The 13,545-nt window shown below is 46.5% G+C and carries 8 protein-coding genes; all 8 read left to right on the top strand.

Features of this window, described 5'->3' with window-relative positions; all coding sequences use genetic code 11:
- The first annotated feature begins 26 nt into the window (after positions 1-26).
- The 8 genes from ygfK to ade all read left to right on the top strand — a co-directional run bounded on the left by ygfK (position 27) and on the right by ade (position 13,522).
- Positions 27-3,134, top strand: coding sequence for a putative selenate reductase subunit YgfK (gene ygfK, locus BLR65_RS16950; RefSeq protein WP_093795371.1), 3,108 nt, complete (start codon positions 27-29; stop codon positions 3,132-3,134).
- A gap of 12 nt (positions 3,135-3,146) precedes the next feature.
- Positions 3,147-4,475 (top strand): putative aminohydrolase SsnA, encoded by a 1,329-nt coding sequence (ssnA, locus tag BLR65_RS16945; protein WP_093795370.1) that lies wholly within the window; start codon positions 3,147-3,149, stop codon positions 4,473-4,475.
- Between the two features lie 280 nt (positions 4,476-4,755).
- A complete protein-coding gene (locus tag BLR65_RS16940; protein ID WP_093795369.1) occupies positions 4,756-5,691 on the top strand; it encodes an NTP transferase domain-containing protein in 936 nt (311 codons plus the stop codon).
- Between the two features lie 280 nt (positions 5,692-5,971).
- Positions 5,972-8,086, top strand: coding sequence for a xanthine dehydrogenase family protein molybdopterin-binding subunit (locus tag BLR65_RS16935; protein ID WP_093795368.1), 2,115 nt, complete (start codon positions 5,972-5,974; stop codon positions 8,084-8,086).
- On the top strand, positions 8,086-8,553 hold the full coding sequence (locus tag BLR65_RS16930) for a (2Fe-2S)-binding protein (protein ID WP_093795367.1): 468 nt from the start codon (positions 8,086-8,088) through the stop codon (positions 8,551-8,553). Before BLR65_RS16935 ends, BLR65_RS16930 begins: the two co-directional genes overlap by 1 nt.
- Entirely contained in the window at positions 8,547-9,368 is an 822-nt protein-coding gene (locus BLR65_RS16925; protein ID WP_093795366.1) for an FAD binding domain-containing protein, read from the top strand. The genes BLR65_RS16930 and BLR65_RS16925 overlap by 7 nt, the downstream gene beginning before the upstream one ends.
- 1,063 nt (positions 9,369-10,431) lie before the next feature.
- Positions 10,432-11,754, top strand: coding sequence for an NCS2 family permease (locus tag BLR65_RS16915; protein ID WP_093795364.1), 1,323 nt, complete (start codon positions 10,432-10,434; stop codon positions 11,752-11,754).
- 37 nt (positions 11,755-11,791) lie between these two features.
- Entirely contained in the window at positions 11,792-13,522 is a 1,731-nt protein-coding gene (ade, locus tag BLR65_RS16910; protein ID WP_093795363.1) for an adenine deaminase, read from the top strand.
- Positions 13,523-13,545 lie beyond the last annotated feature (23 nt).

The raw sequence follows: 13,545 nt of genomic DNA, 5'->3' as shown, positions 1-13,545 counted from the left end.
ACCAAATGACTAGGAGGAATAAATAAATGGGCGATTTGATGAGACCTGTTCCCCTGCGTGAGCTTATTGCGCGGGTTTTTGAAGAGTACGCAGCCGATCATGCCATTTTTGGCTATCTGGCAAGCCACTTTTTTCATAAACAAAGTGACCAAACTTTTTCGCTGTTTGGCGAAACTATTGAGACAGCCGTAGGTCCGGCTGCCGGCCCCCATACCCAATTAGCCCAGAACATTCTTGTTTCCTACCTAGCGGGGGCCCGCTTTATTGAACTTAAGACCGTGCAGGAGCATGAGCCGCCTGTTGCCAAACCGTGCATCGATGCGGATGATGAAGGCTTCAACACCGAATGGTCAAGCGAATATTCGGTAGAAAAAGCCTACGAAGAATATAGCAAAGCCTGGGTATTGCTGCATGTTGTAGAAGAAACGCTGGGGCTTAGCAAAAGCGGTAAACGGTCTTTTATCTTCAATATGAGTGCCGGTTACAACCTGGAAGGAATCAGTTCGCCACGCATGGATGCCTATCTGAACAATATGATGGACGCCACGCAGCATCCTTACTTTAAACGCTGCCTGAACGAAGTGGAAGAACTCATTGCTGACGGCAGCTTTCTAAAAGGCACCGGCTTAGAAGCGCGGCTGCCCATGCTTACAGGTTTATCCAGGCGAATCTCGGGCAATATTTGCCAGTCAATGACGTTGTCCACCATGCATGGCTGCCCGCCTGCCGAAATTGAAAGAATTTGCGTATATCTCCTGACAGAAAAGAAAATGAACCTGTATGTCAAGCTGAATCCGACGTTGCTGACTTACCAGGGTGTACGTTCGATTCTTGACAGTACCGGCTTTCATTACGTGCAATTGTCGGAAGAAGCGTTTGACCATGACTTGCAATATGCAGATGCTATTCCGATGCTGACAAGGTTAAAAAAGCTGGCTGACGGGCAGGGACGCTTTTTTGGCGTTAAGCTGACAAATACACTGGGGTCAGTTAACTTTAAAAGAAAGCTGCCTGGTGATGAAATGTATATGTCGGGCCGGGCTTTATTCCCCTTGTCAATTAACTTGGCTGCTAAGATTTCGGCGGAATTTGACGGCCAAATGCCGATTTCCTTCTCCGGCGGCATTACCGGGCATAATGTTTTAGACGTTTTTGCTACAGGCATTAAGCCTGTTACTATGGCAACCGAGCTCTTAAAACCTGGCGGCTATGCCCGCATGGCGGCAATTGCGGCTAAACTTGAAACAGCTGACGGCTGGGAATGTGACAAAATTGATGTTGTCAAACTGCAAACGCTGGCGAAGAAAGCCCTGACCGCCGATTATTCGCAAAAGGATTTCCGCGGCTATGCCAAAGCCGCCGTCAAAGCTCCGCTGCCCTTGTTTGATTGTGCGGCGGCACCGTGTAAAACAGCTTGCCCGATTCACCAGGATATTCCTGAATATATCCGGCTGGTGGGCCAGAAACGCTATGCGGCAGCTTTGGCGCTTATCTATGAGAAAAATGCTTTGCCCGGCATTACCGGCACAATCTGCGACCATGCCTGTCAGTATCATTGCACCCGCTTAGACTATGAAGGCTGTGTACAGATCCGGGAAGTTAAGCGCCTGGCTGTTGAACAAGGCTGGGACGAATTCAGTAAAAACTATTGTTTACCCCAAAATAAAAACGGCATCAAGGTAGCGGTTATGGGGGCAGGCCCGGCCGGACTTGCTGCCGCATACTTCCTAGCCCGGCAGGGATTTAGCGTAACCGTGTTCGAGACCCGGGAAAGCGCCGGCGGCACGGTACGGTATGTGATCCCTCATTTTCGTATTAGCCGTGAAACCATTGACAGCGATATCAATTTTATTAAAGAGCATGGCGTGGAATTTGTTTTTAATTCCAGCCCGGAACTTACCCCGGCAGAGCTAAAAAAACAAGGATATAAATACGTAATTGTTGCTGTAGGCGCAGGTGCTGAAAAACCGTTTGAGCTTAAAGCTGCAGGCGGGAAGCCGCAAATCATGCCGGCACTTAAGTTTCTGGAGCAATTTAACAAAGACGCGTCCGCTCTCAACTTAGGTAAAACAGTTGTAACCATTGGTGCCGGTAATACGGCTATGGATGTCAGCCGTACAGCCCTCCGGGTAAAAGGTGTGGAAACAAGCGCTGTTGTGTATCGCCGTTCGATCAATGAAATGCCTGCCGATCAGGCTGAATACAAGCTGGCTGTTGCCGAGCGGGTCGGGTTTAATTTCCTGGTTAGCCCGGAAAAAATCGATAATCAGGGCAACCTTGTCTGTCAGGTTATGCGGTTAGGCCAACCGGATGCCAGTGGTCGCCGCAGACCGGAACCTACCGGTCAGGTTCAGACCTTTGCAGCCGACACGATTATCATTGCAATTGGCGAAGAGATCAATACCGGTCTGCTTGCCAAACTGGGGATTACAACACAAGGTGAGCAGGCGACCAATCTGGATAACGTATATTTAGCCGGAGATGCCCGTCAGGGAGCTTCCTCAATTGTAAAATGTATTGCCGATGGGCGCAGGGCGGCTGACGCCATTTGCCAACAGGAACTGCCCGGGTTCGAAGTTACTGCCGCTAAGACAGGGAAAGCGGCAAGTAAGCAGGCGGAAGAAATCCTTGGCAAGAAATTTGGCCTGACAATGGCTTCCAAGCTGACTGGCGAAGGTGTTGCTAAAGTTGAGGCCGCTACCGGCGGGCGAGAGGCCGGACGCTGTTTAGAATGTAACTATGTTTGCAATAAATGTATAGAGGTTTGCCCTAACCGCGCTAACTTAGCCGTACACATTAATCAGGGCTTTGTCAACTATAATCAGATTATCCACCTGGATGCTTTTTGCAACGAATGCGGCAACTGCGCCAATTTCTGTCCCTGGGAAGGACGGCCGTTTACCGATAAAGTCACCGTATTTAGCCGCCGCGATGATTTTGAGCATAGCCAAAATAATGGCTTTTTTGTAGACGGCAATACCGTGCTGGTTCGTACGAATGGCAAAGTTTTTGCCCATGATCTGGCAAACGGACGGCTTGCGGCAACAGGAAACGATGCTTTTGACCAAATGGCCCGGGTGTTTAATTGCTTATACACGAACCGGCCTGTCCTGTTTGGCCGCGTAGAGGAGTAAGGAGGGACCGTTGTGTTAGTATTAAAAAACGCCACGATTGTTGAATTTCAGCCGGCAGCGGTAATTTCCGGGGTCGATATCGTGATTGACGGCAGCAAAATTGCTGCCGTCGGTCCAGGAATTGCTGCGAATTACCAGGCCGAGCGCACCATTGATCTTAACGGAAAAGTCGTTATCTCGGGAATTGTTTGCGGCCACAACCATTTTTACTCCGGTCTATCACGGGGTATCATGGCCAATATCGCTCCCAGCCCGGATTTTATTTCCATACTTAAGAACCTCTGGTGGCGGCTGGATTTGGCGCTTGATGAGGAAAGCCTGTATTATAGCGGCCTGGTGTGTTCCCTGGAAGCTATCCGCTGCGGGACAACCGCGGTAATTGACCATCACGCGTCGCCGGCATTTATTAAAGGCTCGCTAAAAACGCTTAAGCAAGCTTTTGAGCAAACCGGTCTGCGTGGTATTACCTGCTATGAGACTACTGACCGTAACCACGGCATGAGCGAAGTTGAAGCCGGCATTCAGGAAAATATCGATTTTGCCAGACTGTGCGAAAATGATAAACAGGCAAAAGGCGAAAATCATCTGGTAGAAGCTATGATTGGCGGTCATGCACCGGTTACCTTGCCTGACGCTGCCCTCAAACTTATGGCTGATGCGGTATATGAAACCGGCCGCGGTATGCACATTCATGTAGCTGAGGACCGGTATGATGTATCACATAGTCATCATGTATACGGCAAAGACATTATCGTACGCCTGAATGAGGCCGGTCTAATCAATGACAAGGCTCTCTTAGTGCATGGTGTGTGTTTATCTGAACGGGAAATTGAGATTATTAATGACAAGGATGCTTTTCTGGCGCATAACGCCCGTTCCAATATGAATAACGCCGTGGGCTACAATAGTAAATTATCGTTGTTCAAGAACCTGGTGCTTGGCACTGACGGCATTGGCAGTGACATGTGGGAAGAAATGAAATTTGCCTATTTTAAACATAAGGATGCCGGGGGACCCATGTGGCCTGACAGTTATCTGAAATTCCTGCACAACGGCAATGAACTATTAAGACGATACTTTGCCGCCGACTTCGGCCGGGTAGCTGCCGGCTATAAAGCCGATTTGACAGTACTTGACTATCAGTCTCCCACGCCACTTGTGTCAGACAATATCGGCGGTCATTTTGTCTTTGGTATGGGAGCTCGTGATGTAAGTGATGTGATTATTAATGGCAATATTGTGTTGGCAGACCGCCAGTTCACGTTTGATGTAAAACCGATTTATGAAAAAGCGCGCAAGGCTGCCCAGAGTCTGTGGGATAAAATGGATAAACTGCCATAAAAGATACGTTTAATCACAATATATTCTTTATTTTAGAGTTTGAAAAGACGCGGCTGAATCAGGAGAAACTGACTCGGTCGCGTTTTGTGTATAGGCGCTGCCGGCAACAAGAAGAAAAATAAATATAAATGAGGAAAATACTGCAAGACTTGCAGATAAATTGGCAGGATATTGAACAGTTTACAGGAATTAATTTTATAAATATTACGGAGCTCCGTTAACGCTCAAATAAACATGAGCGTGTCATTGTAACGGTGCCCGGACAAGGTAAGAGGTAGACATGAAGGAAAAGAAAGCAAAGGTAACAGGTGGTTTAATTGTTGCGGCAGGCAAACTATCGGAAAAAGGGGCATCCAATCCGTTATTAAAAATCGGCTCGATCTCAGTCGTTAAACGGATAGTTTTAACTTTTCAGCAAGTGGGAATTTCGCCGATTGTGGTTATTACCGGCTGCAGGGCGGAAGAAATCGAACATGAGCTGGCGGATTACGGGGTTATTTTTTTGCGGAACGAACAATACGAGAATTCCCAAATGTTTGATTCTGCCAAGATTGGATTACAGTTTTTGCAAAGCAAATGTGATCAGATCATATTCAATCCGGTCAATATTCCGATGTTTACGCCTGAAACCATACAAAAAATGATGGAATGCGGCAAAGACTTGATTTCGCCGTCTTATCGCGGAAAATCCGGACATCCGCTCTTGCTTTCTGCTGATTTGATTCCGAAAATCCTGACGTATACCGGAAACGGGGGAATGCGCGGCGCCATTCAAAATCTCGGGATCGAGAGGCAGTGGCTGGACATAGAAGATGAAGGTGTTCTTCATGATCTTGATGATATTGACCGGTTAGATTATTTGATAAAAAGACACAACCAGCATATTCTGCATCCTTTTGTCAGGATTAGTATTGAAAAAGAATCCTTATTTTTCAATTCAAGAACGAAACTATTGTTGCTGCTGATTCAAGATACTCATTCGGTAAGCAGTGCCTGCAAGCATATTGCGTTGTCTTACAGCAAAGCCTGGAATATGCTCAACCAGCTAGAAAAAGAACTGGGGTATGCCGTTGTGGAAAGAAAGCATGGCGGCAGCAGGGGTGGCAAAACTTATTTGACAGAAGAGGGTGCCGCCTTTTTAGAAAAATTTCAGCAGTTTGAAGAGAATGTCCGCCAGTATGCGCGGGATGAGTTTAATCGGTTACTATTATTGTAAAAATCCGAATTTTATAGCAAGCAAGTTCTTTTGAGAAAGAATTTGATGAAAAATAACCTCCATTTTATAATAATTCTAACAATAATTGTTAGGTTTATTTATAAAATTGGCGGTTATTTTATTTTCCAGATGGAAAGTATAACTTTCCCTGGATAGAACGACTAAGGCTTCTGCCGGCGTCCTGAGGGACTTGGCACAAGCCAAGTCTTTTCTTATGATTTGTTACGTTGCTTAAGACTGAAATCAGATAGCCTGGAATTTTATATACAGGAGGCGCAGCATGGAAAAGATCAGTAAATCAATAAGAAAAAAGGATCATACAGCGAAGGTAAGCGGGCGTGCTCTTTATGTGGATGATGTTGTGATAGACGGAATGCTTTACGGCAGGCTGCTGCATTCTACGAAAGCAAAAGCACGCATCAGCAACATTATCCTCCCGGACTTGCCTGAAGGGTATTTTGTTGTTGATAAGAACGACGTAACCGGTGAGAACCGCGTGCAGATTGTACTTGCCGATACGCCTGTCTTTGCTGAGGATACCGTGGAATATGTTGGCGAGCCGATTCTCATGGTTGTTGGTCCGGAGCTAAAAGCAGTAGAGAGAATTTTGCAGGAAATTGTTGTAGTATACGAAGAACAAGTGCCGATTCTTGACATGCGTAAAGCGGACACAGCTTTTTTTGATATCAAATACGAAAAAGGTGATATCGATAAGGCGCTGGCGGAAGCAGACCGGGTTTTTATTGAAACCTTTGAGACCGGGCACCAGGAGCAGGCTTATCTCGAAACCCAAGGAATGGTCGCTTATCCGCATAAGGAGCGCATGACGGTACGCGGATCGATGCAGTGTCCCTATTATGTACATGGTGCTCTGACCAAAGCATTAGGTTATGATGCAAAGAATATTCAGGTTGTGCAGGATGTTACCGGCGGCGGCTTTGGCGGCAAGGAGGCATTTCCCTCTATTCTTGCCTGCCAGACGGCGGTAGCGGCCAAAAAAGCAAATAAACCGGTTAAAGTTGTATTCGGACGTCAGGAAGATATGGAGTTTACTTCGAAACGTCATCCATCTGTTTGTACGTATAAAGTAGCCGTAAAAAACGGTGAAATTACCGGTATGGATATTGATATCATCTACAATAGCGGTGCCTACACCACGCTTTCGCTGGTTGTTTTACAACGTGGCATGATCGGTGCAAACGGTGTATATCGCGTAGATAACCTGCGAGTTGCCGGACGGGCGGTAAAGACCAATACGGTACCAAACGGTGCTTACCGTGGCTTTGGTGCGCCGCAAACTTTCTTTGCCATTGAAATGATGATGAATCATATCGCTAAAGAAATGGGTGTAGACGCACTTGAATTTAAGGAAAAGCATCTTGTTAAACAGGGGGATGCTACTTCCACCAGCGGTAAATATCATTTCCACGTACCTTTGCCGGAGATGATTAAACGCATTGACGAGCTTTGCGATTACCGGGAAAAACGCAAGCGCTATGAACAGCAAACCGGACGTTTCCGTAAAGGAATTGGCATGTCCCTGTTTTTCCATGGTTGTGGTTTTACCGGCAGCGGTGAACGCGACATCATTAAAGCGGTTACAAAAATAAGAAAAAACGCTGATGATACTGTGGAAATTCTCGCCAGCAATACCGATATGGGGCAGGGTTTAAAAACGACTTTCTGTAAGATCGTAGCGGATACTCTGGGCATAGATTATGACCGGGTAAACCTTAACAATCCGGATACGGATCTGGTACCTGATTCAGGTCCGACAGTAGCCAGCCGCTCGTTGATGGTGGTGGGCGAATTACTCCGGCGTGCTTCCGAGAGACTTAAAAAAGAGTGGAAACCCGGCGAAGAACAAATTGTCGAAGAACGTTTCGTCGAACCTGATTTTATTATTCCGTTTGATATTCAAAAATTTAAGGGGGATGCTTACCCGACCTATTCCTGGGCGATTAATGCCGTTGAAATAGAAGTGGACACACTTACAGCCACCACGAAGGTTCTGGGTGCATGGGGGATTTATGACGTAGGTGTTGCTATTGATATGAATATTATCCAGGGACAGATGCAGGGCGGTTTCCTGCAAGGAATTGGCGCCGCTTCGATGGAGCAAATGAATTATAATGATAAAGGTATGATCCGCAATAATAAATTCAGCGATTATATCATTCCGACAGCGGTTGATGTACCGAATCTAGTAACGGAAATCATCGACAATCCCTATAAAGACGGCCCTTATGGCGCTAAAGGGGCAGGCGAACTGCCGGCTGTCGGCGGAGCGCCCGCTTATGTGGCGGCAATAGAAAATGCCCTTGATACCATTGTCAATAAACTGCCCTTTACAACAGAGGAAGCAATGAAAATTTTACAGGAGGAGAACGCGTGATGATAAAGTTTATTCTGAACGGGCAGGAGGTTGCATCAGCAGCGAAAGCAAACGAGCGGCTGCTGGATGTTCTGCGCAGTGAGTTTAGACTTACCAGTGTAAAGTGCGGCTGTAAAGAAGGCGAATGCGGCGCCTGTTCGGTTATTCTTGACGGCCGGCTGGCTAACTCCTGTATGGTGGCTATGGGGCATGTTGCCGGCAGTCATGTTATGACCTTGGAGGGTTACCGGGAAACAAAGCGTTTTGCCGTGCTGGAAGAAGCTTACGCTTCTGTCAGTGCTGTACAGTGCGGTTTCTGTATTCCGGGTATGATACTTGCATCCGAATGTATTCTTGCTAAAAATCCGAATCCTTCTGAAGACGAGATTCGTACAGGCATTTCCGGCAATCTTTGCCGCTGTACCGGCTATACTGCTATCGTTAAAGCGATTGGTATTGCTGCAAAGGAGGGAAAAGGTTTATGGTAAATGGTTATCAGGCTAAATCGCTGCAAGCAGCATTAACTATCCTGGCAAAGGATCCTGCGGTAATTCCTTATGGCGGCGGAACCGATCTAATGATTGAGGCAAAGGAAGACGCCACCTATTTATTTCTTAGTAAAATTCCCGAAATAAAACAGATTGTAGAAGATGAGGCGTATATTCGCATTGGTGCGGCCTGTACGTTCACCGAAGTGCTGGAAAGCGAGCTGACGCCTGCTATTATTAAAGAAGCGGTGTCACAGATTGCTGCGCCGGCTATCCGCAACCTCGGGACTGTTGGCGGTAATATTTGCAACGGTTCGCCCAAGGCGGACAGTGCGATGGTGTTTTTTGTTACAGGGGCTAAACTGCGTTTAGTCAGCAGCCATGGTGAACGGGTCATACCGATTGCAGATTTTTATCTGGGACGGAAGAAAACAGCCTTGCAGGCGGGTGAACTGCTTGCCGAGATTCTTATAAATAAAAACGGCCTTAGCAATTACTATTATAAGAAAGTAGGGGCCAGAGGTGCCTTAGCCATTTCCCGCGTGTCTTTCGGTGCTATTCTTGACGTGGCGGCAGGAAAGATTATGAATTGCCGGACTGCCTTTGGCGCCGTCAGTGACATTGTGATCAGCCGGGCAGAAATTGATGCCCTGCTGATTGGTAAAACGATTGCTGAGGCCAAAGCGGTTAAGGCCGAGTATCTGGCAGCCTATGACAAGGCGATTGTTCCTATCAAAGGCAGAGTTTCGGCAGAATACAGAAAAACAGTGTGTATGAATTTGCTGCGCGATTTTCTTGAAACTAACGGAATTTGACGTTGCCTGGAATTAAAAGAAATGGATGAATAGATTATTTTTTGGTTTTACCTGCTTGCCCGAAAAATGGCCGGAACTGAATTATCCATGGTCCCGCGTATGGAGGATGATTATGGTGTAAGATAGGTTGGAAATACCGGGGATGAGGGTTCTGTATTCGTGAATTTTCAAATTTGCTCTTGAAAAAGTGGAATTTCCATGTTAAAATAAGACAAATTTAGGATTTATGGTCAATGAAGACCTTCCGAGCTCTGCTGGTTCGGGAGGTCTTTTTTTTCACTATATCATACAATAGAAATTATAAGTTTTGCGCGGTGCTGAAACCTTATAAAACAAAGGGTGTCGGGTACAAGGCCCGGCGCGGGCAGCCGTCATACAACGCTCCGCCGCTGGCGCTTAACCTCCGCTTATGCATAACATTCAGGAGTAATAAAGGGCTACGCCTGTTCAAGACCCCCCGGCTAGGCTGGGGGATATTTATTGAATGGGGAAAACAACCTGACTGTTCAAAAGACGAGACTTTACAGGAACGGTTGTGTTGTCTAGACTGAATTTGGTACGAATTTTGCGATAATATAGAATTAATGTGCTACAGGCAATAAAAAAGAATAAACAATAACATGCGAATTGACTGCCTTTAGCAGAAAAGCTATACAAATAGTTTCTTTATCAATTTGATAGAATAGCAGCATTTCGTAAGAACTTTAAAAGGTCGAAAAGAACAATTATTGTTGGATAGCATGATTGAAATTCACTTTTCTATCAAAATGATATAAATTATCAATTTGATAGGAAGTCAAATCCGTAATTATCGTTAAAAAGCAAATAATTTGGGAATGAAATAAAGTTTGTAAGTGCGCCAGATAAGTGATATAAGCAGATGTACGGTCTATTATCATAATAAACTTATTATTTTGTGTATTTTTAGAAAATTTGGCATAGGATTTGCACAATATTAAGAAAAAAACGGAACGAAGTTACGAAAGATAAACCGAAAGGGAGTTGCTGGGGAAAATGCCATCAGTAAGATGGATTTCCAATAAAAATTCTAGGAGGGATAAGAATGAATCAAGGGTTACTTGACAGGCTGTTTAAACTTACTCAAAAGGAAACTGATGTCAAGACAGAGCTGTTGGCAGGTTTAACTACTTTCGTGGCCTTAGCCTATATCATCTTTGTAAACCCTAATATTCTGGCAGATGCGGGAATCCCCAAGGAGGCGGCCATTGCGTCGACAATCTGGGCCACTGCTTTGGCCACAACCCTAATGGCCGTATGGGCTAACTTTCCCATAGCCGTAGCACCCGGCATGGGGCTGAATGCATTTTTTGCCTACTATGTGGTAGGTGTGCTGCACTTATCCTGGCAGGTCGCTTTGGGCGCAGTGTTCTGCTCCGGTATCTTATTCTTAATTCTAACCCTTGGCGGTATTCGCCAAGCGATCATCAAGTCGGTTCCCATGAATCTAAAATGTGCAATTGGCGTAGGCATTGGTTTGTTTATCGCTTTTATCGGTTTGAAAAATGCCGGCATCATTATCGCGGATAAAGCTACCTTTGTAACGCTGGGGCATTTGATCACTGCCGAACCGCTGCTGGCCTGCGCGGGGCTCATTATTACCGCTGTTTTCATGGCCAGAAACGTCAAAGGCTCTATTCTTATCGGGATTATTACCACAACTGTCCTGGGAATGATCTTTGGGGCGGTACCGACACCTAAAGGAATTGATGATATTATCAGTTTTAAACTGCCTGACATAACGCCTACTTTTATGCAGTTAGACCTGGCTGGTGCCTGGCAGTTTGGCATATTCTCCATTATTTTTACGTTTACCATTGTTGAACTGTTTGACAATATGGGAACATTGATCGGGTTAACACGCAAGGCTAAATTAATGGATGACAAGGGTGAAATTGAAAATCTCGATAAAGCGTTAACCACTGATGCGGTTGGAACGCTGGCCAGCGCCGTATTTGGCACGTCTACGGTCACTTCGTATGTGGAAAGTGCCGCCGGTATTGCGGAAGGCGGTAAAACCGGTCTGACTGCTCTGACAATTGCCGCCTTATTTATTGTTTCCCTGTTTTTTGCGCCGCTTATCGGTCTGGTGCCCGGCTTTGCTACGGCACCGGCGTTAATCCTGGTGGGGGCACTGATGATGGCGGAAATCGTGCATGTGGATTTTAGTGATTTTACCGATGGGTTTCCTGCATTTATGACGATTATTATGATGCCTTTAACTTATAGTATTGCCAATGGGTTTGCGTTTGGTTTTGTAAGCTATACCTTTGTTAAAGTTCTATCCGGCAGAGCCAAAGAAGTCAGTCTGGTAATGTGGCTTGTCAGTCTGGCCTTCCTTGCTAACTTTTATATGCGTTTACATTAGTCTCCTGTAAGGCAGCCAAGGGAAAGGGGAGAAAAGCATGAAGCGGGTACAGGAATTGGTTGATACGGCATTAGGGCGCTCGGATGCTGATCTGGTACTGAAAAATGCCCGGGTATTTAATGTATTTACAGGCCGGTTTACAACAGGCGATGTGGCCATTGTCAACGGCTATATAGCCGGAGTTGGCTCATACAGCGGCCGTAAAGAAATCGATGGCACAGGAAAATTTATAACACCAGGCTTTATTGACGGTCATGTTCATCTTGAAAGTGCGATGGTAAGCCCCGCACAATTTGCCTGTGCCGTAGTACCCAGCGGTACAACCACCGTGATTGCTGATCCCCATGAAATTGCCAATGTGGCAGGTCTGGAGGGCATTCGCTATATGTTGAAGGCTACTGAACAGCTTCCCCTAAACGTATACATGATGCTGCCTTCCTGTGTGCCTGCTACCCGGCTGGAGCACGCGGGAGCCACACTGAAGGCAAAAGAATTGGCCGATTTTATCCATCATCCAAGAATACTGGGCTTGGGAGAAATGATGGATTATCCCGGCGTACTTCAGAAAGAAGCCGCCATTTATGAAAAAATCCGCTTAGCTGAGGGAAAGCTGGTGGATGGGCATGCTCCCGGTTTAACCGGCAGAGAGTTAACCGGCTATATCGCTGCCGGAATTCGCTCCGACCACGAATGTGTGACGCCGGAAGAAGCGACAGAACGCCTGGAGCAGGGTATGTATGTCATGCTTAGGGAAGGTTCGGCGGCTCATAACCTGGTAAAGCTGTTGCCGGCCGTAAACCAATATACGGTAAAACGCTGTCTGTTTGCCACTGATGACCGCCATCCGGCGGATTTAATTGCCGAAGGCCACATCAATCACATGGTCCGTTTGGCCATTGCCGCCGGTGCGGACCCGGCCTGGGTATTGCAGATGGCTACCATCAATGTGGCCAGTTACTTCCGGCTTGACGATTTGGGGGCCATTGCCCCCGGTTACCGGGCTGATTTGCTGGTGTTCGATAATCTGGAAGAATGGCGGCCTGTCATGGTCTTTAAAGATGGGCAGCTGGCAGCGGAAAACGGGAAATCAATGTTTATGAACTTTTTCGTTGACGATAAATGGGTGCGCAACACGTTGTGCCTGGGAGAACTCAGCCGGGATAAGCTGCGGCTCCCTGCCCATTCTTCTGTTGCCAGAGTGATTGGCCTAGTGCCCCATCAACTGGTAACAGAGGCTTTAGAACTGCCGGTGCCGGTGGTTAGGGGAGAGTTTGTTCCCGATGTCAGCCGGGATATTCTGAAACTGGTAGTATGGGAACGGCATAAAGGCACCGGCAATGTAGGTGTGGGGCTGCTGCAGGGGTTGGGCCTTAAGCGGGGGGCTATAGCGTCGACCATTGCTCATGATTCTCATAATCTTGTCGTAGTGGGAACTGATGATGATGCCATTATGTTGGCTGTAAAAGAAATTGAACATATTCAGGGCGGTCTGGTTATCGCCGGTGACAGAGAAATATTAGGTACGTTGCCTTTGCCGCTGACCGGACTAATGACTGATCGGGATATCGGCGAGGTACAGGAAAAACTGGCCGCTCTTCACAAAATTGCCCGCAGTCTTGGTGTAAAAGCGGATTATGACCCGTTTATGACTTTGGCTTTTTTAAGCCTGCCGGTCATTCCTGCCTTAAAATTGACAGACGCAGGTCTCATCGATGTAGTAAATTTTCAACTAATGCCTGTCTCGGTACTAAGCGAAAACATTGTGTAAGAAAACGCAATGGAAATATAAAC

Origin of the sequence: Sporomusa acidovorans (genome assembly GCF_900101845.1) — a bacterium.
Classification (GTDB): Bacteria; Bacillota; Negativicutes; order Sporomusales; family Sporomusaceae; genus Sporomusa; species Sporomusa acidovorans.
Note: the sequence above shows the minus strand (reverse complement) of the source record. Positions and strands in the feature narration are given on the sequence as shown.

Excerpts from the sequence above, each read along its gene's own strand:
- ygfK (WP_093795371.1), top strand. The coding sequence starts at position 27 with ATGGGCGATTTGATGAGACCTGTTCCCCTGCGTGAGCTTATTGCGCGG.
- BLR65_RS16940 (WP_093795369.1), top strand. The coding sequence starts at position 4,756 with ATGAAGGAAAAGAAAGCAAAGGTAACAGGTGGTTTAATTGTTGCGGCA.
- BLR65_RS16935 (WP_093795368.1), top strand. The coding sequence starts at position 5,972 with ATGGAAAAGATCAGTAAATCAATAAGAAAAAAGGATCATACAGCGAAG.
- BLR65_RS16930 (WP_093795367.1), top strand. The coding sequence starts at position 8,086 with ATGATAAAGTTTATTCTGAACGGGCAGGAGGTTGCATCAGCAGCGAAA.
- BLR65_RS16925 (WP_093795366.1), top strand. The coding sequence starts at position 8,547 with ATGGTAAATGGTTATCAGGCTAAATCGCTGCAAGCAGCATTAACTATC.
- BLR65_RS16915 (WP_093795364.1), top strand. The coding sequence starts at position 10,432 with ATGAATCAAGGGTTACTTGACAGGCTGTTTAAACTTACTCAAAAGGAA.
- ade (WP_093795363.1), top strand. The coding sequence starts at position 11,792 with ATGAAGCGGGTACAGGAATTGGTTGATACGGCATTAGGGCGCTCGGAT.